Below are 24783 nucleotides of genomic sequence, written 5' to 3'. Positions count from 1 at the left end.
TAAAACAGGACTCGAATACTCCAAAATATAGAGAGTATCGAAAGACAGCAGCTCCTTGCAATCGTTACGCTCAAATAATGCACCGGAACACCAGACGCTATATTTGATTAACTCTCGAACAAGGTCTGCCCAACAAACTCCCCAACCTTTATGCCGGGGCAGGCAAATAATCCGCCCCCGATATGGGTCGTGTACTGGTTCATCATATCGAATTTGGACATTTTCTCGAAAATCCTGACGAAACCTGTCCGGGGATCCTGCTGCCAGCTCAGAAACAACAGGCCGGCATCCATCTCCATACCCTGACGCCACGGCGGCCAGCGCTCGGCGGTGTAGCTCAAGCCGTTGTCATAGGAATAGGCCCGACGAAGAATTTGCGCGCCGCCATTCTCCTCTGGCGCTGCAAGACGGGCATGGGAGTTCTGGACAGTAACAGGGTTGCCGTCATGATCCTTCTGCGTAAGGGTCAAAGGCTCGAATTCGTCGTGTCCGCCAATGGGTGCCCCGCTGAGCTTCTGACGTCCCATCGTTTCTTCCTGGAATGCGACAGGTGTCCGGTCCCAGTGCTCCAAGGCAATACGAATGATACGCGCAACGAGATAGCTCCCCCCCTGCATCCAGGGGAGATCGCTGGCAGCAGCCCATATATACCGGTCCGCAGTCTTCGGGTTTTGAGTGTCGGGATTGATGGTCCCGTCCTTGAAGCCCATTAGATTGCGCGGTGTCTTGCCCTTGCCAAAATTGGGCAGGAATCCTGCCTGCGCCCAGCGCGGTGTGGCAATATCATAGGCCAGACGGGTCAGGATGCGCGAGGCGTGGAGCGTCGTCTGGGGGTCATCTGCGCAGCACTGCACGCACAGATCGCCACCGGTGCGGGCTGGTACCAGCTGATCGCCTGTAAAGCGCGGCAGATCGGCCAGCGCCGTAGGGCGATGCGAGGCCAGACCGAAACGATCCTTCCCCTCCTTGATAAACAGGGTTGGGCCAAAGCCGATGGTGATCGTCAGGTCGCGTTGACCGAGGCCATCTGTCTCGTCTGAATCGACAAGACCCGGCATATCCTTGCCTGCCATCAGTCTGTCGGCGGCCTCACTCCAAGCGCGTAGCATCTTCACGAGGGCTTCGCGCTTGTCTGTCGTCACATCGAACGTGATGAAATAGGCATGAGGCTGCTGGGGGGTGACGATGCCGGGTTGGTGAGACAGGCCGATCGCACCAGGCGATCGATCCCGCTCCTGATCTGCATGAGCTGCCTCTGCCCCTGCGACGGCGGGAGACAGGCCGCCCAGGGCCACTGACCCGGCGAGGAAACGACGGCGGCGCAATGCGGGCCAGAACTTAGCGTCGGTCATGGCTGGCTTACATTCAACGTGTTCATGTCGTCCTCAACGTAATAGAAGCTCTTTCCATCGGGGGTCATGGCCAGACCGAACAGATCACCATTGCCTGGAGGCTGCTGGGCCTGATCAGCATCCACCCACTGGGCGTAGATCTGCTTTTTCGCTGCGGGGTCGATCTCGACCACCTGCCCGTTTCGACCGTTGGCAACCAGCAGATGATGGCCCGGCACCCAGATCATGGCCAAAGGCCAGTTCAGCAATCCGCCCTTGGTAATGACACGCCCCACTGCGTCATTGACCCGTGTCACCGGTTCCTCCCGTGTCAGGGCATTATCGATGGCCGTTACCTCGTTGTCGTAGCCATCAGTGACGTAGAGTGTGCCATCGTCATCCAGTGCGAGCCCGGTCGGGCCAAACAGGAAGTTGTCGCGATCGGCACGGGCAGAAAATCCGCTGGCCACAGCGGTCTGTCTGTCGAGTACCGGTGGCCCGCCTGCCGGGATACTGAGTTCCAGGCGCAGCACCGTCGCTTTCTGCAGGATCGGTGGATAATTGGTTTTAGGGTCCACGACATTCGGGCCAGGCAGATCGAACCCGGTCATGGAAATAAAGAGTGTCGCCTTGTCGCCATGATCGACACTGGCAATATCCCCCCAGGGTGCGTTGATCAGCGGTCCTTTCCATGTCGTGACGAACTTGCCATTCGCATTGAGCACAATCAGACATCCATCACCCTTGGTGGTGGTCGTGCCATCCTTGCTGGGGGCACTGCCGACGATAATCCAGCCCGATTTAAGAATGGTCAGTGCCGTTGTAAGGCCCACACCGCCGGGGCAGGCAGCGAGATTGCTGGGCAGATTGGCAAATAGTCGCGCATTGCCGGTGATGGGAGAGTAGGCGACGATCGTGGTGCCTGTTCCCTGCAGATTGCTGATGTTGTTGAAATTGGTGACGAGCACCTCGTCCTTTTTCAACACGCCCATATCCTGTGGCACAACCACAACGGCATAGGGGTTGAGGTCGCCATTCCCGGGGCTTGTCGAAGCCAGCGTCGTATGGCGGTGCAGGGTTTCCAGAAAGCCCTTCTGCTCGGCGCGGGCATGGTGGGGCGCCGAGGCAAGAGCCAGAAGAGCAAGAGCAGTGCAGGACAGGCGGGGCGACATGGTGTTCCTCAAAGCGCAACATTGGTGCGAAAGCCGAACACGAGTTCGTCTTTAAGCCGTCGATCCGGATGGGACGGATTGGGAATGCCGCCACCAGGATTGAAGATGTATTGAAAATCGGGCTGCCACTGCATCCAGCCGGTAAACTGGTACTGGTAGGTCACCTCGACATAGGTTTCCCCGCCCTGGGTGGGGGAATAGGCACCTGAATAGCGCCTCACCGCCCGGTCATAATTGGCCAGCGCACCGCTTACATGGGTGTAGCCCATGCCGATACCGAAGGTATCGTCTGTACGGTACGGAAACGGGTCATTGAATGTCAGGCCGAAATTCAGGCTGAAATCGATCGGCACACGGTCCGATTGCGGGGCCCCCATCGCACGTCCGAAAAGGCTGATGGTTCTGTTGGGATCGGTATGGCTACGCCAGATCATCTGATCCATCACGGCGTAGAAGCTGAATGCCCCGCGATGGGTGAGCGTCGTACCGTTGCTGTTCGGTGAGGCCAGCGGTATCCCGGTGTTGTCCCAGTACTGGTCGGCGAAGGGCTCGGAATCATACCACCCGCCTATGCGATAGACGTGAGAGAGGGGCTGAACCTCGTCGGGTGACACCATGGCCCCCAAAGCGGGATACACATATTGCAGTTCGGCAATTGCCATCACACCGCGGTTCAGCGGGAAGCTTGTGCCGGAAGGATTGGTCATCTGAGGGTCGCCATCGCGGCTGCGGGTCGGGCTGCCGCTATACACACCGCCAAGGAGGTAAAGTGGTGTCGCAAGCCAGTATTTGCCTCGCACACCCAACGCCGAAAGCGGATAGGCGGGGCCACCACCAGGCAGATCGGCCGAAGGGAGCATGGGCCAGCCGAACATCGTGTTGGCAAACACAAGCGCATTGGCACTCACCATATATTCCTGGTCGAGGCTCTGCTGGCCTATCTTGATGTCGAGCTTCTGCTGGTCGAGAAACTTCTGGTCATACCAGAGCTCCCACAGACGCGTGGCCCGGTCGGCCTCGATCCCGCTAACCGTTTGCAGGGCCATAAGGTTATCGGCGCTGTAATTGCGGCCATGGATCTGCTCCATGCTCACATTGAACGTGCCGCCATACCAGCCCATGGCGCGCTGCGTATCGACCTGCAGCACTGCCACTGTGAGCCCGTTATAACCCGCCCCACGATGACTGCCGCCCGTAGGGTTTCCGAAAACTTCCGATGTCTCCTGGATGGCGAGAACAGCACCGTATTTGCCGAGTTCAGGGCGCAGACCCCACATATTGCCAAGCAGATTGGAACTTCGCCGCCAGTTGGAAAGGAAACCGAACACCCCAGCCGAAGCCTCATCACCCGCCTCAGCAGCATTACCAAGGTTCACAGGCGGCGGGACGGCACGGGCGGCCGTCGGGGCGAAAGCGGATACGAGGCCAAGACTTGCCCCCAACATCTGGCCCCGCCTCGTTTTCGGCAGACGAACCCGAGCGGCTTTGAATTTCAGCATACTACCCTTCTTCTCATGATAGTGAGAATCGTTCGCACATGGATAGCAGCAATGTTTTGACATGGATCGTTAATAAGGATGTATGACCGAATTGTGAAGATTGACTATTTATAACGAGAAAGATTTCATGGATCTGTTCAAATTATCAGGCATGAATTCAAGTAAAGATCGATCAGTTTTCGTCACTCCTTCAGAAGTGCCGAGGCAAGATTTTGCGCGGGCTTCACTGTGGGCGTGCGACGCCGGATCCATGATTTGTTATAATATATCATTTTACACAAAACGTCAGACTTCCTAACCAAGCGATCGCATCTGCCTCTCACGATATCCCATGCTGACCTCTGCGTTGGCAGGGCTCTACCCGGAACAATCGCTTGTCCAAACGATCCCGCCTCCTCGCCTCTTCCTTGCTCTGGTCCATTGTTTCGCTGGCCGATCCTGCTTTGGCTGACGCGACAAGAGATGAGTCGGTCCGGGGCCAGGACGAAAGACCGAACGCAGAACGTGAGACGGTCGGGAAACCGGGAACGGGCCATAGCGGCCCCCATACGCGCGCCGCAGGTCAGCGCCATGAAACGGTTACCGTGCGTCATCAGCGCAGTAACGCCGACGGAACCTCGGGAACGACACCGGGGGGCGGCATGATGCCCAACCAGACAGCCCCCCACTCACGCAGCGGATTGACGCGCGATTTCATCGCCCGCCAGTCGGCGACGCTGTCTCCTGTCGCCATGATAGCCAGCCTTCCGGGTGTGGTTTATTCAGGCAATGACCCTCTTGGCATGAATGACGAGCAGCAGGGACTATCGGTGCGCGGTCTCGATCAGACCGAGATCGGTTATCTTTTCGAAAATGTGCCGGCCGCACCGCCGTTATTCCTGGTCCCTTACACCTCGGCCACTGCTGATAACGAAAACATCTCATCCATCACGCTCACCCAGGGGGCGGCTGGCACAGACGCGCCGCTTTACAACGCGGTGGGGGGTGAGATCGCTGTGAAGATGCGCAAGCCTTCAGAGGAGGCGGGCGGCTTTGCAAGCGGCTCCTGGGGCTCTTTCAACCTCAACCGTGAATTCCTGCGCCTGGATAGCGGCCGGATCGGCCATACAGGCATCAAGGGTTTTGCCTCGTTTTCATACAGAGGCGCCGATCAGTGGCGGGGCGCGGGAGCTGGCCGCCGCTATCACACCGATATGCGCCTGCTGAAAGAATGGGGGGCACGAAACAGCGCCTCACTGATTTTTTCCTTCAATCGCGACAGGGGTTTCTACCTGCGGCCGCCTACCCTCGCCCAGTGGGATCAATACGGCACCGATTTCAACTACACCGGCAGCTACAAGGCAGGAGACAGCAACTATTATCGCTTTCAGGAGAATGCCCGGGCCCAGAGCTTTGTTTCTGCCCCCCTGTCACTCCACCCCGATCGCCATGTCACGCTCGATATCACGCCTTATTTTATCTATGTCTCGGGGTATGACAGTTACGGAACTAGTCTGAACCGTCTTGGCAGCTATCAGGGCAATCGGCCTGCCGGGCCGCTTCAGGTCTCACCGTCACTGGGGGCCGTCATCCCCGCGGTGGCGACAGACACTTACCGGCAGTCCCATCCGGGAATGAATACAGCCCTGCATATCGACACAGGGGCCAACCGCGTGAGCCTTGGCTACTGGTATTCCTATTACGATTTTTCCAGTCTCTCGCGTTACGTCCTGCCTGATGCGCAGGGTGGCGTGCCGAGCCAGACAGGCCGTTACCCTATTCTTGCCGCCGATGGTTCGCCCCTCTCGTCCTACGACGCTCGACTGATGCAGCAGGTCAACGCGCTCTCGCTGACTGACAGGCTCTCGCTGCTCGATCACAGACTGACGCTCTCTGCTGGCCTTCGCGTGATCATGGTGACGCGCAACGTGACCAATCTTCTGCCCGGGGCGCGCTATCGTAGCGGGGCGAGCTATGTTTCCCCCCTGCCCCAGATCACAGCCTCATGGCGCCTGAGCGATCATGACCAGCTTTATGTCAATGGAACTACGGGGTTCCGGGCACCCTCAGGCATTTCGAGCTATCAGGATCGCTTCAGCCTCTCCTCAGGACAGCAGACACGAGTGGCTGCCTCGGATATCCGGCCGGAATATTCGATTGGTGAGGAGATCGGCTATCGACATACCGGGCTGGTCAATGTTTCGGTTGCACTCTTCAATTACAACTTCACCAACCGGCAAGTCACAACCACGACCGTTCTCAACGGTGTCATGACCACTGAATCGATCAATGCCGGTGGCCAAACCGCGCGCGGCGCGCAGTTTGAACTCGGTATGAAGCCCTATCACCATTTCAGCCCTTATCTGTCGGGGCAATATATCCACGCGACCGTCGATAATAATCTGCGCTCGGGCAATGACTACCTGCCCACCAAAGGCAAGACACCTGTGCGAACCCCCACTTTCTCCGGCGGGCTTGGACTATCCTATGATGACGGGCAGATTTTTGGCCTGTTTAACGGCAGCTATGTCGGGTCCACCTATTCGACCTTCATGAACGACGAGAAGATACCGGCTTTCGCGACTGCCAATCTGTCTCTCGGTTACAGGTTCAAGCAGTTCAATGCCCTCCGCACGCCCCAGATCCAGCTTAATCTCATCAATCTCGGCCGGTCAGGTTATCTCTCAGGGGTTAATGGCGTCTCGCTCAACAGGCGTGCCACACGCGGCGTGTATGGCACCATGATAGCTGGCAAGGCGCCAACCTATTTCGTGGGCGGCGGCTTTGCTGGCGTGGTGGCGCTCTCATCGGGCTTCTAGAGCTGCGATCAGGCCACGTATCCCCGATGAATTTTATTGCATAAACGCATCAAAACACCCCTTCCGCTCTTTTAAAAAAACATTTATCGTTTCGATGGATCAACGGAAATGGGTCGAACCGGGAAGCTCTATGCTGCGACATATGCGGCAGGATGCCCGCCAGGCTCATTCCCTGCCCTATCCACTTGCCCATCACATCACCTGACAAAGCCGGGGATATACAGGCGCGCCTGCTCGACTTCTCACGCCCATATCATTTCGATATCGGAACAAAAAAAAGCGCTTTTACGGATCGGAAGGACTTCGATGAAAAAAAGACTCGCCCTGCTGACCGTCTCTCTGGGAGCCATTACGGCTGTCACGTCAGCCCAGCAGGCTCATTCACAAGCCACTCACCCGACGCAAAGCCGGGCCAAGGCTGTAAAGGCAGCCCACAAGACCGATACCAAACCCCACACAGCGCCTGCACGCCGTGCCCGGCCTGTCTCGGGAGAAGAATCCGTCATCGTGACCGGGACCCATGCGGTCAACCGCAAGGCTCGCGACAGCACGAGCCCCATCACCGTCATCAGCGGGGCCGAACTCGCGCGTTCAGGGCAGCTGAACCTGACAGACGCCATCACGCGGGTATATCCGGCCATCAACATCCAGGCACGCGGGAGCGATACAGCCGCGCTTACAGGCTCGATCCGTATGCGTGGCCTCAACCCGAACCAGGTTCTGGTGCTCGTTGATGGCAAAAGACGGCACGTCACGGGCAATGTCGTCCAGAATCCCGGTCCCCAGTTCGGCTCGACACCCGTCGATCTCAATATGATCCCGGCCAATGCCATCGATCATATCGAGGTGCTACAGGACGGTGCCGCAGCGCAATACGGATCGGACGCCATCGCGGGTGTCGTGAATATCATCACCAAGAAGCAGGATCATGGCCTGCATATGGCCGCGCAGACCGGGGCCAACGCCTATGCCGGCAGCGGGTGGAACTACCAGCTCAATGCCGATGGCGGGACCAAACTCGGCCGCGACGGCTATCTGCATCTCAGCGGGCAAATCTATCACACGGATCATTTCTACACGAATACGATCGATCACCGCCTGCTGCCCTATGCGCCAGCGGGTGCCAATACGAGCGGCTATTACGGTATTCTTCCCAATGCCATCAAGGTGCCGACAAACTCGAACAAGATCCTGAGCACGCCCGAGGAAACACGCGAAAATCTGGGTATCGACTTCGGAAAGCCGATCACAGCCGACATCGATTTTTACGGCCTTATTACCTATGGGCATCGCCACGCTGAATCCATCCAGAATTACCGCGTTCCCAATATCGCTCCCACCCTCTACCCCACAGGGTTTTCGCCGATCGAGGTCATTGAGGAAAACGATTATCAGGCCAGTCTGGGGATCAGAGGCAGTCATTTCTTCGGATTCGACTGGGATTTGAGCACCGAATACGGCGCCGATGAGGACGACATCAATACCAAGAACACTGCCAATACCGGTATGCTGGGGTCATCATGCCAGACTACCAACAAGGCTAAGGCCTATTATTCGTCGCAGGGCTGCGGGTACTCGCCAACCAGCGCGCGGGCCGAAACCTATCGCAATGCGATGTGGACCAATAATCTCGACTTCCGGCGCAGCTTCCGCATCGCCAATGCCGTGCCCATGACGCTCGCCTTCGGCGGTCAGCACAGGCTTGAGATGTATGACATCGTGGCGGGTGAACCCCCGTCCTACGAGGCAGGCGGCACACAGGGCTATGCCGGTGCCGCGCCACAGAACGCGGGAAGCTGGAGCCGCGATATCTGGGCCGCCTATCTGGATGATGACTTTCATCCCCTGCCCAAGCTGGACATCGATCTGGCCGGACGCTTCGAACATTATACCGATGCAGGCAACACCGAGAACGGCAAGATCTCGGCGCGCTATGATTTCACCAAACGTATCGCCGTGCGTGCCACCATCAGCAACGGATTTCGTGCCCCAACCCTTGCCGAACAGCACTACTCTGCCCTGAGCGTGGGTCCGACCTCGGCGTCCGGCCTGCTTCCGGTCTCGTCTGACGCTGCAAGGACGCTGGGTGCCAGCGCTCTCAAGCCAGAGAGATCGACCAATGCCAGTGGTGGTATCGTGCTTGAGCCTCTCGATAATTTCCATGTCGAGGCGGATGTCTATCAGATCAACCTGCGTGATCGTATCGTGCAGGGTGGCACCGTTGTCGGGGCACAGGCCATCGCCGCCATCGAACAGCTGGGCTACACCCTGCCCGGTGGCGCGACCCTGACAAACCCGACGGGGTTTTCGGCCTATTACTTCTCGAACGGGGCGAGCACACGCACCCAGGGTATCGATATCAAGGCTGATTATCGCCTGAGGATGCATCGCTACGGCAATCTGCTGCTGTCGATGGGCCTCAACATCAACCGGACCACCCTGACCCATAACGGTCTTTCGGCCACCGGCACGCCTCTGCTCAATGCCCAGACCGCGGCTTATCTCACCAGCGAGTCCCCGCGCAGCAAGATCGTGCTGAACGCCTATTACACGCTAGGCAACTGGGACGTGAATTTGCGGCAGTCGCGCTATGGTCAGACGGTCGGGATGCTTACCTATCAGGACTGGACACCGGCCAGCGCCATTTGTCCGATCAATGGCAAGGCATTGCGCGGTTCGAATGTGTGCTTTGCCCAGTTCAAGAACACGCCGCGCTGGTTGACCGATCTCGAGATCGGCTACCGCTTCAATCAGCACTGGCATGTCGCTGTCGGGGCCAACAACATCTTCAACATACGCCCCCGCAAGGTGCCTGCCCAACTCGCCTCTTACGGCGTACTCGTCTACGACAGCGCCTCGGCACAGGTGCCGATCAATGGTGGCTACTATTTCGGGCGCATCAACGCAGATTTCTGACCTGCATGCGGCTTGGTTCATCGACAGATGCATAAAAAAGCCGGGCAGAAACGCCCGGCTTTTTTCGCTGAAGTTCCTCGCGAGGCCCCGCCCTTACTGGAAGGGCAGATAACGCAGCGAGAGGAACACCATGTTGTCGTTCGTGTGCGGCGTACCACCCACCCCGCTGAAGGAGGTAACATAGGTGTAGGAGTACTGGGCACCAACACGCAGCGTACCGTAATCGCCATGCAGATAGGTCCACCAGAAACCGGCCGTACCCTGTACCACGCGGTTGATGCTGGTCTGGCATGCGCTCGACGCGGCGCCCTCGATATCACATCCACCCACGTTGTAGAGCGGGTTGCCATAACCGTAATGCTTGCCGCCCTCGTTGAAATAAGAGCGCGAACGCAGCATTTCCATGCCGCCATAGGCGTAAAGCTGCAACGCCTTGGTGGCATTGCCATAAAGGCCGACCAGCACATTGGCCGCGGGCATGGGCTTGACCTGGCCCTTGGAGTCAATGGTCACGTCAGGAATATTGGACGTGCCGTAACGCCCGATCCCGGTACCAATAAGGCCAGAAGCCTGGAAGAACACCTTGTGCGACTTCTCGACTGGCAGGATGAGGCCACCGCCGCCGCCGCCAGCCAGCTTCGTGCTGCTCTGGCCCGTCCCGGTGTAGGAGACACGGCTATGAGCGAAGCGCAGCAGTCCGGTCAGCTCGTAATGACCCCAACCCGGGTCAGCCGCGAGCTTGCCGATGATGTCTGGCGCCACATCCGTCGAGTAGTTGGTCGACGGATTGTTCACGTTCACACCCGCGTTCTGATAGGTGCCCGAAGTTGCACCGGCGGGAAGATACTGACCGCCTGACCCAACCGCGATGACCTGCTGCGGGTTCTCGACCGAGATGCCCATATTATAGCGGCCGTGATCGAAGCCCTTGACCAGTCGGATCTGGGTATTGCGCGTCCAGTTGAAGCCCGGGATGTACTGGGCATCGATCGAAAGCGGCACCTGCTCGTCACGAGCGCGCATGCCGTGGTTGAACATGGTGAGAAGCGACCAGTTCTGACCGCCCAGCAGCGTCAGTTCGTCAGCGTCATCAATCAACTGACCGTAGAAGACGCGCTCACGAAGAACATAGGAGTTGGACTGACGCGAGTTGGACGATGAACCAGCGCCCTGGAAATCGGTTTCGATATAGGCCTGTGCACGAAGGTTGCGTGTGATGTCACCTTCGACCAGTGCAGCGAGGCGGCTCTGGCGGGCCGATTCATGGAACTCGTTGATATGGTAGTTCGGGCTGTTCGCGAAAGGAATAGATCCAAAATTGGATGAGATGTCAGACACGTTGTTGCGCGACCTGAACATGGTCGCGGCCTCGACATAACCACCGAGAGTGATGCGAACGCCACCGATCTGGATCTGACCACGATGAAGCGGCCCGTAGAGATCGGTCACGCGACCGGTTGGCGTGCCGGTCAGCTGGCCATAAGGGGTTGCGGCATTGACAGGAGGCAGGAGAACATTGCTGTTCGGCCCCGGAGCCGATGCCGTGGAAAAACCACCCGTCGCAGCCTGGCCCGAGCCGTGCGCGGGCATGCCACGATATCCGTTACGTGCACCGTAGGGATCGTTTTCCTCTGATTGTCTCTGTTGTGCCAGCTGGTCATGAATGCGCTTCATCTCGCGATTATGCTCACGCTTCATGTCGGCCAGCTGGGACTGCATGGCCTTGATCTGCTTCTCCATCAGGGTCATCTGATCGAGACTGGCTGCGCGTACCGGCGTCGCAATAGCCAGAGAGGCCAGAGATACCGACGCCAGCAGCAGGCGACAGGCACGGGGGAGAGAGGTCATGTCAGGTTCATCTTCCGATGCTGCGGTGGGTGTGAGCCTCCCTTAGTCGGTGCCCTCGCGCATGACCTGCGAAGCTTTGATGACTCCCATATGACAGTTCGATGACAGCGACGCTAATGCGTTGTTATCGAATGATAATACTATTCCCGAACATGACGTTGCATGGCGGGTTCCTGACAAAGTATGAAAATCTGTGGTTTTCGGGACACAGATCCCGCTCCTTGGCGCACCCCGAAAGCCTCAGGAAAAGGCCTGTCTACATCGGTGGGCCAATCACCTGGTCTGTACCGGCGTCGGCGGCATCCCGCGCGCTGTCAGGGCGAGCTATTGGCTGGGGAGGATGAGCGACACCCTATCCCGCCCTGCCCCAAAGCGTGACGCATCATGCTTATGACCGGCGGCGGAGCGACTGGCGCGGCTTGATGAACTGCGCCAGAGCTCGGCTATTTTTCAGAGAATGGTGTAGCCGCCGTCGATCAGGATATCGGCACCGTTGATCATCGCCGCACCGGAGGAGGCAAGGAACACCGCGGCGGCAGCAATTTCCTCTGGAATGGCGAAGCGCCCGGCTGGGATACGCTTGATGGCGGCTTCACCCTTTTCACCCGCCCAGGCCTTCTTGCCGAGCTCGGTCATAACTACGGTCGGGGAAAGCGTATTGACCGTAATACCGTACTTACCCCACTCCGCAGCGAAGGTCTTGGACATGCCGATCACGCCGAATTTAGAGGCGCAGTAGGCAACGTGCTCCTCGATCGCGACTGTTCCAGCCTGCGAAGCGAGATTGATGATACGCCCGCCCTTGCCTGCCATGATCATCGCCTGACCGACAGTCTGGGTAACAAGAAAGCTACCCTTGAGGTTGATGGCAATCGTCTTGTCCCAATAATCCAGCGGGAGCGTCTCGGCAGGTGCAAGGAACACGACACCCGCACAATTGACCAGAATATCAAGCTGGCCAAACGCCGCCTGCACGTCCTTCACGGCCTTGGCCACGGAGTCCGGATTGGAGACATCACAGGAGAAGGGTACAGCCGCATCACCCAGCTCGGCAGCTTTGGCGGCTGCGTTGTCCAAATTGACATCGACCAGCGCAACCCTGGCACCCTTGCGGATAAACGCGGTTGCAATGGCTGCACCGATGCCCGATGCGCCACCCGTAACCAGCGCTACCTTCCCCTTGAGCGAAAAGTCGAGATCGACATCGGCTGCTGAGAAATCCATCTTCATGATCACGCTCCATGTGATTTATCACACAGAATATAGAGCGTTTGATCGAAACGCGTAAGCACTCATCACACCCGATCACAGTAAATTCAGGCGCGTTTCTTTCATAATGTGACTGACAACAATGTATCGTCTCAACAATGATCGTGTCGCTGAGAAAAATGGATAAAAGCGGTCCCAAAATCTATTTTCGACAGAGACATCGAATCCTTGATGAGGCAACGCGCTCAGGATCAATGACTTGGAATGCGAATTGCCCATTGCGCGAATGGGCGAGTCTGCCGAAGGACATAGTCCGGAGCCTAGGCCTGCGTGACCCGCACGACTTGCAGTTTGAGCATAGTGGTATCACCGCATCAGAAGGTACGATGCAGGGATCGGATATCACCCGCCTTCGGCGCGAATGACGCGAAAAGCATGGGCAACGCTTCTCCCGGCAAGGTCGGACATCCTGCCATGATATCCCTTATCTAAGATATCCTCTCCTTACGTGTGCCCTGAAAGCAGGATATCGCCTGAGTCGAGCCTGGCGTAGAATGGGCTAAGTTCAGGAAATAAATTGCGAAGTTTCTTACAAATAACAACAACAGACATAGAAATCGGTATATAATCATATTTATCATTGACAAATCTGGTGATTATTTATCGTATTTCTTTCGGATCAGCATCGAACTCTTCGCATTGAAGGGGGCATGGAACGGGCGATATCTTGAGCTACAAAGCCTCACTCAGTGGACAGAGCTTTATTTTCAGGGATTTGAAGCACCTGATGGCCTGTGCCTCACCCATGCGGTCAGGCGATACCCTTGCGGGTCTTGCTGCACATAGCGCAACCGAGCGCGTTGCCGCCCGCATTGCCTTGGCCGATCTGCCCCTGTCTGCCTTCCTGAATGAGGCGCTCATCCCGTATGAGCTGGACGACGTGACGCGGCTCATCCTTGACACGCACGACGCACAGGCATTTGCGCCGGTTTCCTCCATGACCGTCGGCATGTTCAGAGACTGGCTTCTCTCCCATGAGGCCACGACCGCGAAGATTGTCGCGTTGGCGCCTGGCCTCACGCCTGAAATGGCGGCAGCCGTCAGCAAGATCATGCGTAACCAGGATCTCATTGCCGTCGCCCGCAAGATCGAAATCATCACCCGGTTTCGCAACACGATCGGGCAGAAATCGGTTCTTGCTTCGCGCCTGCAGCCCAATCACCCGACTGACGACCTCAAGGGCATCGCCATATCGACATTTGACGGTCTGCTTTACGGCTGTGGTGATGCCGTGATTGGCATCAACCCGGCCACAGACAATGTGGAAACCGGCTGCGCGCTGCTCGATATGCTTGATACGCTACGCCAGACCTATGAAATCCCGACACAGAGCTGTGTGCTCACCCATGTCACAAACACAATCGAGATCATCAATAAAGGCGGTCCGGTCGATCTGGTTTTCCAGTCCATTGCCGGGACACAGAAAGCCAATGAAGGCTTCGGTGTCACACTCGATATCCTGACACAGGCGCATGACGCGGCGCAGAGCCTGAACCGGGGCAGCATTGGCCAAAATGTCATGTATTTTGAAACTGGCCAGGGCGCTGCGCTCTCTGCCGGGGCGCATCATGGCATTGACCAACAAACGGTCGAGACACGGGCCTATGCCGTAGCACGCGCCTTCAGCCCCCTGCTGGTCAACACAGTGGTCGGCTTCATCGGCCCTGAATATCTGTATGATGGCAAGCAGATTATCCGGGCCGGGCTGGAGGACCATTTCTGCGCGAAGCTGCTGGGCGTGCCCATGGGGTGTGACGTCTGTTATACCAATCATGCCGAGGCGGACCAGGATGATATGGATGACCTGATGTTGCTCCTCGGGACCGCTGGGGTCACGTTCCTGATCGGGGTCCCAGGCGCCGATGATGTGATGCTCAATTATCAGAGCCTCGCCTTCAATGACATTCTGACCACCCGCTCGCTCCTCGGCCTGAAACCTGCGCCCGAGTTCGCGGCGTGGCTTGAGCGCATGGGCCTTTACGACCCCGTGAACGAGCGCGCGCTTACCGTCCCGGAGGGCGAGACCCGCCTGCGCGGGATGATTGGCTGGAAACCATGACCCGCATCGAGCCATCAACATCCAGCGAGAAGGCCGCAGCACAGCACGGCGATAACGGCTTTTGGGATGTCCTGCGACGGGAAACGCGCGCGCGTGTCGGGCTTGCCCGTACGGGCAATGCTCAGACGACGCCCGACGTGCTGGGTTTTCAGGCGGCTCATGCCCAGGCACGGGACGCGGTGCATACACCTCTCGATGTCCCTGCCCTTTCCCAAGCCCTGCTTCCTGCAGTGCCTGTCGTTGTAACGAGCGCCGCACAGGATCGGCCGACTTATCTGCGCCGGCCCGATCTCGGTCGACAACTCGATGACGCAAGCCGAGATAGCCTCAAATCGGGCAAATGGGATCTCGCTATCGTACTCGCCGATGGGCTCTCGGCACGAGCGGTTTCGGGTTACGGCCCTGCACTGTTTCATGCCTGCCTTGCCGGTATGCCCGATCTGCGTATCGCCCCCCCTGTCATCGCCCTTCAGGGACGCGTCGCCCTTGGGGATGATATTGCCCAGAGCCTCGGGGCCAGGATGGTGGCTGTCCTGATCGGTGAGCGACCTGGCCTTTCGGTTTCAGACAGTATGGGCGTGTATTTCACCTTCGAGCCCAGACGCGGTTGCCCGGACTCGAGACGTAATTGCCTGTCCAACATCCACACCCACGGGCTGAGTGTGACCGAGGCAAGCCTGAAACTGATCTGGCTCATTCGGGAATCCCAGCGGCTGGGCCTCAGTGGCGTCGATCTCAAGGAGCGTGCGCCTGCGGCTTCGGCAACAGATGCGGCCCGTATGGGTTCAGCCCCTCACACACAAATCAACAAGAGCCGGGAAGAGTCTCCATGAGTACCCAAAAGACGCAACTCGATCGCAGGTTGAGCGCCTTTCACCTGTGGGGCATCGCTGTCGGGCTCGTGATCTCCGGCGAATATTTTGGCTGGAGCTATGGCTGGGCAACAGCGGGAACGCTCGGCTTTTTGGGTGCCACCACCTTCGTGGCGATCATGTACACTGCGTTCATCTTCAGCTTCACGGAACTGACTTGCGCCATCCCGCACGCTGGCGGCCCGTTCGCCTATGCAGACCGTGCCCTTGGCAGAGTGGGAGGGACATTGACCGGTCTCGCCACACTGGTGGAATTCATCTTTGCGCCACCCGCCATCGCGCTTGCCATCGGGGCTTATCTCAATGTGCAGTTTCCCGGCATCCCGCCAAAGGCTGCCGCGACCGGTGCCTATCTACTTCTCATGATTCTCAATATTGTCGGCGTTCACATCGCGGCGACTTTCGAGTTGTTCGTAACGATAGCTGCAATCATCGAACTGCTTGTGTTCATGGCAGTCGTTGCGCCCTCATTCTCATGGGCGCATTTCATGCTCGATGGCTGGGGAAGTGCGCCTCATTTCGGTATTGTAGCGATGGGCGGCATGTTTGCCGCCATCCCTTTCGCCATATGGTTCTTTCTCGCCATTGAGGGGGTGGCGATGGCGGCGGAGGAAGCGCGCGACCCTCGACGCGCCATACCGCTGGCCTATACGGCAGGTGTGCTGACGCTGGTCGCCCTCGCCTTTGGCGTCATGGTCTTCGCGGGTGGCTCGGGGGACTGGAAGGCGCTTGCCAATCTCAACGACCCGCTGCCCCAGGCCATGAAACGGGTTGTCGGCCCTCACAGCCCGTGGCTTTCCATGCTCGTCTGGCTGGGACTGTTTGGCCTGGTCGCCTCACTGCACGGTATTATCATGGGATTTGCACGCCAGATCTTCGCTCTGGCCCGTGGCGGTATATTGCCTGGTTTCCTCGGGACGCTTCATCCCAGATTTCACACACCGCATCGCGCGACCATGGCGGGAAGCCTTATCGGTATCATCGCCATCTATGCAGATGATCTCGTCTCGATTGGGGGGCAACCCCTGACAGCCACATTGGTCACGCTTTCGGTCTTTGGCGCGCTCACCATGTACGGGATGAGCATGATCAGTCTCTTTGTTCTGCGCTGGCGCGAACCGCAGATGGAACGCAGCTACAAGGCACCTTTCTATCCCGTGCTGCCCGCTATTGCCCTGGCCGGCGCAGCAATCTGCTTCTTTGCAGTATCGTATTATAATTTTATATTGTTTCTGTTCTACGTATTATCGGTATTTATTGTGATTGTTGCTTGTAATATCACGAAAATATTCAATAGGCTCAGCGTAATGAAATAACAAATATGGGAACATCAAATGATAACTTTCCGACACCCCGGGATCGTTGCAGGTATGCTGCTTGTCGTCGGGGTCGGAACAGCATCGAACACAGCCTTATGCGCGGGAGAGTCCGGCGGGGCACCAAGCTTTCCTGATGATGCATCACAGCCCGCCACAAGTACCGCCCCGCGCGTCAGGAAAGCGACAACGGGTACCGGACCGGTATCGGAATATCTTGGCAATGCACCAAATCCACACGAGCCGGACACGCTGAATACAGGCCATATTGGCAATCTCTTCAGCCCACCACCCGGCAAGGCTCCTGATTACTGGGACGGGCTTGAGGCGCATCTCAGCGTGCAGGGTGGCATCGCCGGCAACCCGTGGACACGCTCGGGGCGCAATTTCGGCCAGTTCTATACAGATCGCGCCAACACGCTGACCCTCAATCAGGTTCTCGGGTCGATATCGCACCCGGTAACAGCGATCGGCGGCGGGTATGGCATCGGCTTCGTTGCCGAGATCCTTTACGGCTCTGACGCCCGTTTCGACCCCACAATCGGGATGGCGGACAAGCTCATCACCGGGCTCTATCAGATCGCCCCGACGCAGGCTCATATCGATCTACATGCGCCTTGGCTGGTATCACGGGGGATCGATTTCCAGATCGGGCAGATCTATGGCCTGCTCGGAGCAGAGGGTACCCGGCGCTGGCACGACCGCTTTACACGTTCAATTATGCCTCCGCCTATATCGTTCCATTCGAAACGGTCGGGGTTCTCTCGACCATTCATCTGACCGAACAACTGGATGGTATTCTGGGTGTGGATGCCGGAAATTCAACCACTTTCGGAGGAGCGGGCAATAACAGTCGTCCGAAAGGCTATATCGGCCTCGCATTTGCGCATATGATGAATGGTAAACTGGACGGGCACGTTATCGGGCATTTTGGGCCACAAGGTAACAATGGGCCAACCCGTCTCTCTGCCGATGGCTGGACCAGTATCGGAATTGGCCGCGCTGCCAATAGCAAAATGCTTTATAATGGCGATGTCCTGCTGACCTATCACTTCAGTGATCGCCTGGCGGCCACGCTCAATGCCACCTACATGCATGATGATATCACGCGTGATGACGCCTATGGTGTGACCAGCTACCTCGCCTGGGACATCAATCCTTCGCTGAGGCTCAATCTCCGTGGCGAAATCTTTCGCGACAATACTGGCACCACGATTGCCGCCTATACCAGCACGACGTCATACACCGATATGCTGCGTAACGCGCCCTACCCTTACTATATCGCGCTCCCGACAACCTATGGTGCGTTGACGGTCGGGGTCACCTACAAGCCTGAGTTCGTCAATCGCCATATCAAGTTCGGCAAGTTTCAGGTCCGCCCCGAAATCAGACTGGACAAATCGCTCAACGGAACACAGCCATTCAATCGTGCGGCAACGGTTGAAGATCCTGTTGTGCGCCATGGCACGAATAATATGCTCTGGTTCTCATGCGACGCGGTCTGGTCGTTCTGACACCAGCAGAAAAGGATACGGAGGGAAGCCCCCCTGAAAACGTGAGGCCCCTCCCGCTTTCGGAGCCGTCTAGCGTTCCTCACGAAAATAAGGTGTGCCCAGTGCGGCGGGCGCCGCCATCAGGCGACGCATACCGGGCAGCAGGAGAGCGGGCAGGATCATGAACATAATGGTGCCGAGATAAGGGGTCATGTTCAGGATGGCCGGGGCAATCGGCCAGCCCTGCGCCTGTCCGAAGAAGCTGAGCGACATGACGAGCCCGAATAACAGGGACGACAGCGCCGCAAAAATCGGGCGGTAACCGCAGAAAATGACCAGCGCCACGGCAATCCATCCACGACCGGCAATCATGCCCTCTGACCAGACGGGCATGACCGACAGGGTCATGTCGGCACCAGCCAGACCGGCCAGCGCTCCGCCAGCTACCACGGCACTTAGTCGATAGCGGCGCACCGGAATACCGACAGCATCAGCCGCCGCAGGATTTTCGCCCACCGAACGCAGGCTCAGCCCGAGGCGGGAGCGGAAAAGGACGCAATGGCACAAAGCGGGCAGGATGACGAAGGCGAGATAGACGAACGGGCTTTGACTGAACAGAACCCCAATGCCCGGCAAGCTGCTCAAACCCGGGATCGCCCAGTTGTCGAAAACCGCGGCAACGGGCAAGCCTGCAACGGCATGGCCGATAACCGCGCTCAGCCCCAACCCAAGAAAGGTCAGGGCGACGCCGCAGAGTGTCTGATTGGCCGAGACATTGACCGTAGCAAGCCCGAGCACGAGCGCCCCTGCACCACCCGTGCAAAGCGCCGCCAGACAGCCCATCCAGGGCGACATGGAGGCATCAGCGGCAAGCACGGCGACAACCGCACCAAGGGCCATGAGCCCCTCGACACCAAGGTTGATGACCCCAGCGCGTTCGGCAATGACTTCGCCTTGCGCGGCCAGAGCGAGGATACTGCCATAGGCCAGCGCATGAAGAACCAGAGGGATCCACACCGTCATTTCTGTGTCTCCAGACGCACATAGGCTGCAAGCTCGTCACTCACCGCAATGGCAAAAACCAGCAAACCCGTGATCGCCAGTACGGAGGACGCGCTGACCTGCAAGGTCTGCAAAACGATCCCGGTATTAAGGATCACTGCCATCAGAAACGAAGCAGGGATAAGGGCATAGGCGGAATGGCGCGCAAGCAACGCGACCACGATACCGAGATAGCCATAGCCGTGCGCGAGGCCGCCCTGAAGCCGGTGTACCGTACCCAGCGCCTCCATCATCCCTCCAAGTCCGGCAAGGGCGCCGGACGCCATAAGGGCGACGAAAAGCCGTGGTGCAACCCTGATCCCGGCATAGCGCGCGGCCTCGGGATTGGACCCGCACAGCGTCAGCTCGTAACCGAAACGGCTGCGCTTGAGGAGATAGCCGATAGCCACGACCAGAACGATTGCAACAATTCCCCCCCAGTGCACGACGCCATAGATGGTGGGGATGGCAACCGAAAGACGCTGGCTCGACACCTGCGCATCCGTCACGTGATCGGCCCAGGGGCCTGTGACGAGGTAATAGACGACGAACGACGCGATGAAATTGAGCAAAAGCGTGGTGATGATTTCACTGACGCCAAGCCATGCCCGCCCTGCGGCCGGCACCGCGCTCCACGCGGCGCCAGCCGCCAGACTGGCAAGCATCGCCAGAGGCAAGGAAAGTGGCAATGGCATGGGAGGGAACAGGGCCACAGCCGACGCTGCCGTGGCACCTGCGAGAAACTGGCCCTCGGCGCCGATATTCCATAACCCGGCGCGAAGAGACAACCACACCGCACCACCCGTCATAAGCAGTGGCGTCATATAGAGCGCAAGATTTTCGAGACCGAAAACAGTACCGAAGGTCGAGGTTACGACAAGTCCCAGCACCATACCAAGCGGCAAACCGAGAATGGCCAGAACGAGCGCCAGAACGAGCGCAACGAAGCCCAATGCCAGAAGGCGCCCGATCAGGATACGGCGGGCCGGAACCACTGCAAGGCGGATTCTTCGGCTCATGCTGCGGTCTCCCCTGCGCGGCCACTCATCAGAGCGCCCAATCTCGCCCTGTCGAAATCCTTGCGCTCGACGATGGTCATCAACATACCGGCGCATAGCACCGCAATCCGGTCGCTCAGCGCCATCAGTTCATCCAGATCTTCTGACACGAGCACAACGGCCCGTCCCTCGTCGCGGATTTCGGCCAGTGTCTCGCGCATCAGGGAGATCGCCCCGATATCAAGACCACGGCTCGGATAGCTCGCAATCAGGGCGCGGTGACTGATCATCCGCTCACGGGCCAGAACCATGCGCTGCTGATTACCACCCGACAGACCACGCATCGGCGTGGATGGGTCCTGCACTGCCACACGCGCCTGTTCGAGCAGGCTTTTCGTGAACGCGCGCGCCTGACTGGCGTGGTAGGCCATCCGTCCGCCGACCGGGTGAGAACGAAATACGCGCATGACGGCATTCTCGGTCACGCCGAGCGCCGGGGCGAGGGCCTTGTGCAGCCTGTCCTCGGGAACATAGCCAATGCCGGCCTCACGAAAGGCACCCGGCCCCTGCCCGCGCATGTCTGTCGAACCGACATGGACAGAACCTGTCAACGGCGCGTTGAGTCCGGCGAGCAGATCAGCCAGCTCGGATTGGCCATTGCCTGTCACGCCCGCCACCCCGAGGATCTCGCCCGCCCGGATGTCGAGCGAGAGCGGATGCAACCGCAGGCGGCCCGTGCTATCACGGAAGCTCACCTCGTGCAGTCGTATAACAGTCTCGCTCTTCCCCTGAGGCGTCGTGCGCGGATAGGACGTCTTTTGCTCGACAGGGCGTCCGATCATCTCAGTTACAAGGGTGGCCGGGTCAGTGTGGTCCACCCTGTGGCTGCCAGCGACACGGCCATGACGCAGCACAGTCACGCGATCGGCCAAAGCCATGATCTCATCAAGCTTGTGACTGATCAGGATAACGGCCCCGCCCCCATCGCGAAAACGACGCAACGCGGCATAGAGCTCGCCTACCTCAAGCGGGCTCAGCACAGCTGTCGGCTCGTCGAGGATGAGCAGGCGTGCTCCGCGGGAGAGGACACGCAGGATTTCAACACGCTGCTGCTCGCCCGAGGTCAGGCTGTCGATGGGTGCCTGAGGCCTGATGTCGAGACCAAACCGGGCGGCTTCCGCCTCAGCACGTCGGGCGAGTGTTTTTGCCGAGAGCCATTTCCCGGTCTCGCGCCACCCCAGCGCCAGATTTTCCGCAACGGTGAAACGCGATACCAGCTTGAAATGCTGATGCACCATACCGATCCCGGCCGCGATCGCTGCTTCGGGGCTTTCAAGGCGCACACCATAACCATCGAGGATCAGCTCGCCCTCATCGGGCTGGTAAAGGCCGGTCACTATATTCATGAGCGTGGATTTGCCCGCGCCATTTTCGCCCAGCAGCGCATGAATTTCACCGGGGTAGAAATCGATCGTCACATCCTTGTTTGCGATCACACCGGGAAAATACTTCGCGATTCCAGAGAGGGTAAGCAGAGGCGGTGCGCCGGGCGGCAGATTATCCGGTCTGGCTTCCGCGAGATGTAAGAGGTCAGACAAGTCCCGATACTCCCTCGACCTGCCAGTTCCAGTGGAAGATTTCCATGTCGCTCATGGTGTGTCCCGCCGGCACGCGGATCTGCCCCTTGGATTCCCTTATCGGCCCGGTGAAGGGCGACCAGCCCGCCAGCATGCGCTCCCGCGCCGCATCGGCTTCGCGGCGGATGGAGTCAGGCACATTCTTGCCCCAGGCATCGCGATCGACACCATGACCGAGCTTGAGGAAAGTGCCGGTGGGGCGCCAGCGCCCGGCAAGGCGTGCGGCGATCGTCTCGCGGTAATAATCCTCGAAATCCAGCACGACAGAGCTGACATAGGCGTCAGGCCCGAACTGGCGCATATCGGTGTTCCACATGGCGGCCCAGACACCCCGTTGCTGCGCGACGCGCAGATAACCGGGGTCGTCCATGATGCCGCACAGGAAGTCGCAGCCGCTATCGATCAGAGCTGCACCCGCCGAGGCCGCGGCCTGGGGATCGAACCAAGAGTTGATGGAAATGACCCGCATGGTCGCCTCCGGATTGACCGAACGGGCGCCAAGCAGCGTCGCATTTGCGCTGGCAATGACCGATGTTGTAGGAAAGGAGGCGATATAACCCAGCCTGCCGTTGTGACTCAGGCGGGCAGCGGCGATGCCAATCACGTAGCTGGCATACCAGTGGGTGATGTAATACCAGCCCAGATTACCTGTGACATTATTGCCGTCACATTCAAGAAAACCCACATCCGGCGCCTGATCCGCAACGTCCTTGATGAAATCACCATAATCCGAGGTGGAGATCACCATCTGTGCGCCCTCGGCCACAAACTGCCTGAACAGTCGGGTTGCGTCAGCCGAGTACGGTATGCTCTCGACATAAAGCGAGCGCATGCGCGGGAAATGCGATTTAAGGGCACGAATGGCCTTGTCATGCATCTGTGTCCAGCCGCCATCATTAATCGGGCTGGTATGGCCGAACCCGACAAGCAGATCCTCCTCGGCGATCGGGGCAAAGCGTGGTGCGGCGCTTGCCCTTCCTGCCAGAGCGGCACATCCACCCGCGGCCAACAGCCCACGGCGGGTCAGGAGAGCAGGTCGTTTCAGTGACATGAGGCGATCCCCGGCATGACGATAAAGCCGGGCAACTGCCGGACCTGACGGATGAAGCGTCGAAGAGCGGGATACAGATCCATTGCAACGCCCAGATCATGCGCCAGCGCGGCGACCGGGAAGAGGATCACATCCACAAAGCCGATCATGCGGCCCGAAAACCAGATCTCATCCCGGAACGCCCCCGCAGATAGACGATCTTCCATTTCGCGAAACAGGAACGTGACGGGCTCAGTCTCGGCCTTGCGCGGAAGTGTTGCCGCCAGAGCCTCGCGTCGTGCCTCTGAGAAAAGCTCTATCCCATCGAGCGCCCATTTCATGACCTGCCGCGCCTCGCCCTCGGGCCAGAGCCAGCCAGTCTCTGACGCGCGTGAGAAATGCTCGAGAATCTCATAAAGTCCGACACAGGAGACCATCTCATCGGTCAGGGTCGGGCCGAAGGTTTCCGCGCGACGATCGGTCGCGCATGCCAGAGGGATATCCATCAACGACGCCGCAAGACGGGCCGCATAGCTGCGCTCGTCGATCATCCAGCCATTGAGCGTCAGCATGATGTCTCCTCCAGCGTGTCACGGAGCCGGAGCAGCCATAACGCCGCCTGCTCCCGATGCGTGGCATCGCGGACAGCGAGATGAACCATGGTAATCCCTTCCTCAGGCGTATGCAGCGCCAGCAGGCGGTCGGCAGAGAGGCGCCATTGTCCCTCATCCATCACGAGGGCTGCTCGCGTGTCGTGCTCGGTGGCCCGTATGGCAAGGCTTCGCGCACCATGCCAGCCCCCCTTTGCCGGGGCGATCAAAGGGCGGTCATCGCCTGAGCTGAGATCGACCCAGATGATCCCGGCCTTTTCGACTAGCTCATAGGGGCGTGTTCGTATGGTCGAGGGCGGATTGAGCTCGGGATGGGCGGGTATGGCACGGCAGCGCCCCTCGGTATCGAACTGCCAGCCGTGATAAAGACAGGCCAGACGATTATCACGCATGAAGCCAAGGCTGAGGCGTACGCCGCGATGAGGACAACGATCCTCCCAGGCATGCGCGATGCCCGCCTCGTCACGCCAAAGCACGAGCGACAGGCCCTTATGACGGGCGGGGGCAATATCACCCGGGGCCAGGTCCTTTGACAGGGCAACGGGGATCATCGCCGGTATCCTTCTGTCCAGTCATTGACGAGGCAACCCACCGGGCCAACCAGACAGGCCATCACGAATATCCCGACAAGCGGCTGCGCACCTTTCACAACAAACACGATATCAGTCGCCTCCAGACGCTCTGTGCGCATATCGAGTGACAGGAGGCGTGCGCGGCCCTCGGCGAAAGACCGGAACGCTTCAGTGTCGAAATGACCTGTGAGATGAAGTGCAGTGGCTATAGTCCCTCGCTCCCGCATCACGGCGTTGCATACCAGCTGATCCTGCCAGTAATATTTTTTTTGACAAGTGCAGGACCACTATTAATGTAACCGCTATCGCAACGACGAGGAT

At 58.6% G+C, this 24783-nt stretch carries 17 protein-coding genes and 1 pseudogene; 6 read left to right on the top strand and 12 right to left on the bottom strand.

The features are described from left to right. Nucleotides 1-107: 107 nt before the first annotated feature. From P5689_RS00355 to P5689_RS00345, 3 genes are read right to left on the bottom strand one after another with little or no spacing between them, the layout of a single operon-like run. The gene (locus P5689_RS00355; protein WP_285531634.1) at nucleotides 108-1352 is read right to left on the bottom strand and encodes a Dyp-type peroxidase; all 1245 of its coding nucleotides are present in this window, start codon (nucleotides 1350-1352) and stop codon (nucleotides 108-110) included. Further along, complete coding sequence (locus P5689_RS00350) at nucleotides 1349-2503, bottom strand: hypothetical protein (protein ID WP_285531633.1); 1155 nt, start codon at nucleotides 2501-2503, stop codon at nucleotides 1349-1351. Before P5689_RS00350 ends, P5689_RS00355 begins: the two co-directional genes overlap by 4 nt. Nucleotides 2504-2511: 8 nt before the next feature. Further along, nucleotides 2512-3948 carry a carbohydrate porin gene (locus P5689_RS00345; protein ID WP_285531632.1) on the bottom strand — a complete coding sequence of 479 codons (1437 nt, stop codon included), beginning with the start codon at nucleotides 3946-3948 and terminating at the stop codon, nucleotides 2512-2514. Between the two features lie 428 nt (nucleotides 3949-4376). Here P5689_RS00345 and P5689_RS00340 point away from each other — a divergent pair, with 428 nt between their 5' ends. Continuing rightward, on the top strand, nucleotides 4377-6800 hold the full coding sequence (locus P5689_RS00340) for a TonB-dependent receptor domain-containing protein (RefSeq protein ID WP_285531631.1): 2424 nt from the start codon (nucleotides 4377-4379) through the stop codon (nucleotides 6798-6800). 306 nt (nucleotides 6801-7106) lie between these two features. Further along, a complete protein-coding gene (locus P5689_RS00335; RefSeq protein ID WP_285531630.1) occupies nucleotides 7107-9716 on the top strand; it encodes a TonB-dependent receptor in 2610 nt (869 codons plus the stop codon). Nucleotides 9717-9809: 93 nt separating this feature from the next. On the opposite strand, the gene P5689_RS00330 is transcribed toward P5689_RS00335, so the two are convergent. Continuing rightward, nucleotides 9810-11564, bottom strand: a complete 1755-nt coding sequence (locus P5689_RS00330) for a hypothetical protein (protein ID WP_285531629.1) — start codon at nucleotides 11562-11564, stop codon at nucleotides 9810-9812. 450 nt (nucleotides 11565-12014) lie between these two features. Then, entirely contained in the window at nucleotides 12015-12794 is a 780-nt protein-coding gene (locus tag P5689_RS00325) for a GolD/DthD family dehydrogenase (RefSeq protein WP_285531628.1), read from the bottom strand. Between the two features lie 706 nt (nucleotides 12795-13500). On the opposite strand from P5689_RS00325, the gene P5689_RS00320 reads away from it, so the two are divergent. From P5689_RS00320 to P5689_RS00305, 4 genes and pseudogenes are all read left to right on the top strand, one after another. Continuing rightward, complete coding sequence (locus P5689_RS00320) at nucleotides 13501-14892, top strand: ethanolamine ammonia-lyase subunit EutB (RefSeq protein ID WP_285531627.1); 1392 nt, start codon at nucleotides 13501-13503, stop codon at nucleotides 14890-14892. Continuing rightward, nucleotides 14889-15725 (top strand): ethanolamine ammonia-lyase subunit EutC, encoded by an 837-nt coding sequence (gene eutC, locus P5689_RS00315; protein ID WP_083510777.1) that lies wholly within the window; start codon nucleotides 14889-14891, stop codon nucleotides 15723-15725. The genes P5689_RS00320 and eutC overlap by 4 nt, the downstream gene beginning before the upstream one ends. Beyond that, nucleotides 15722-17080: an ethanolamine permease gene (eat, locus tag P5689_RS00310; RefSeq protein ID WP_285531626.1), complete on the top strand. Its 1359-nt coding sequence runs from the start codon at nucleotides 15722-15724 to the stop codon at nucleotides 17078-17080. The genes eutC and eat overlap by 4 nt, the downstream gene beginning before the upstream one ends. Nucleotides 17081-17134: 54 nt before the next feature. Continuing rightward, nucleotides 17135-18594: pseudogene (locus P5689_RS00305) on the top strand (outer membrane beta-barrel protein). Nucleotides 18595-18663: 69 nt separating this feature from the next. On the opposite strand, the gene P5689_RS00300 reads toward P5689_RS00305, so the two are convergent. Genes P5689_RS00300 through P5689_RS00270 form a run of 7 tightly spaced genes read right to left on the bottom strand, consistent with a single transcriptional unit; the run spans nucleotide 18664 to nucleotide 24692 of the window. Beyond that, nucleotides 18664-19596 (bottom strand): ABC transporter permease, encoded by a 933-nt coding sequence (locus P5689_RS00300; protein ID WP_023978759.1) that lies wholly within the window; start codon nucleotides 19594-19596, stop codon nucleotides 18664-18666. Then, entirely contained in the window at nucleotides 19593-20633 is a 1041-nt protein-coding gene (locus tag P5689_RS00295; RefSeq protein ID WP_285531623.1) for an ABC transporter permease, read from the bottom strand. The genes P5689_RS00300 and P5689_RS00295 overlap by 4 nt, the downstream gene beginning before the upstream one ends. Next, nucleotides 20630-22210, bottom strand: coding sequence for an ABC transporter ATP-binding protein (locus P5689_RS00290; protein WP_285531622.1), 1581 nt, complete (start codon nucleotides 22208-22210; stop codon nucleotides 20630-20632). The genes P5689_RS00295 and P5689_RS00290 overlap by 4 nt, the downstream gene beginning before the upstream one ends. Continuing rightward, entirely contained in the window at nucleotides 22203-23300 is a 1098-nt protein-coding gene (locus P5689_RS00285; protein ID WP_285531621.1) for a BMP family ABC transporter substrate-binding protein, read from the bottom strand. Before P5689_RS00285 ends, P5689_RS00290 begins: the two co-directional genes overlap by 8 nt. Then, entirely contained in the window at nucleotides 23291-23851 is a 561-nt protein-coding gene (locus tag P5689_RS00280) for a glutathione S-transferase family protein (RefSeq protein ID WP_285531620.1), read from the bottom strand. The genes P5689_RS00285 and P5689_RS00280 overlap by 10 nt, the downstream gene beginning before the upstream one ends. Beyond that, nucleotides 23845-24441, bottom strand: a complete 597-nt coding sequence (locus P5689_RS00275) for a Rieske (2Fe-2S) protein (RefSeq protein WP_285531619.1) — start codon at nucleotides 24439-24441, stop codon at nucleotides 23845-23847. Before P5689_RS00275 ends, P5689_RS00280 begins: the two co-directional genes overlap by 7 nt. Further along, nucleotides 24438-24692, bottom strand: coding sequence for a hypothetical protein (locus P5689_RS00270; RefSeq protein WP_285531618.1), 255 nt, complete (start codon nucleotides 24690-24692; stop codon nucleotides 24438-24440). Before P5689_RS00270 ends, P5689_RS00275 begins: the two co-directional genes overlap by 4 nt. Between the last annotated feature and the right edge of the window lie 91 nt (nucleotides 24693-24783).

This window comes from Asaia sp. HumB, from assembly GCF_030263835.1.
GTDB lineage: Bacteria > Pseudomonadota > Alphaproteobacteria > Acetobacterales > Acetobacteraceae > Asaia > Asaia bogorensis.
The sequence above is the reverse complement of the archived record's forward strand: the minus strand, read 5'-3'. Positions and strand labels throughout refer to the sequence as shown.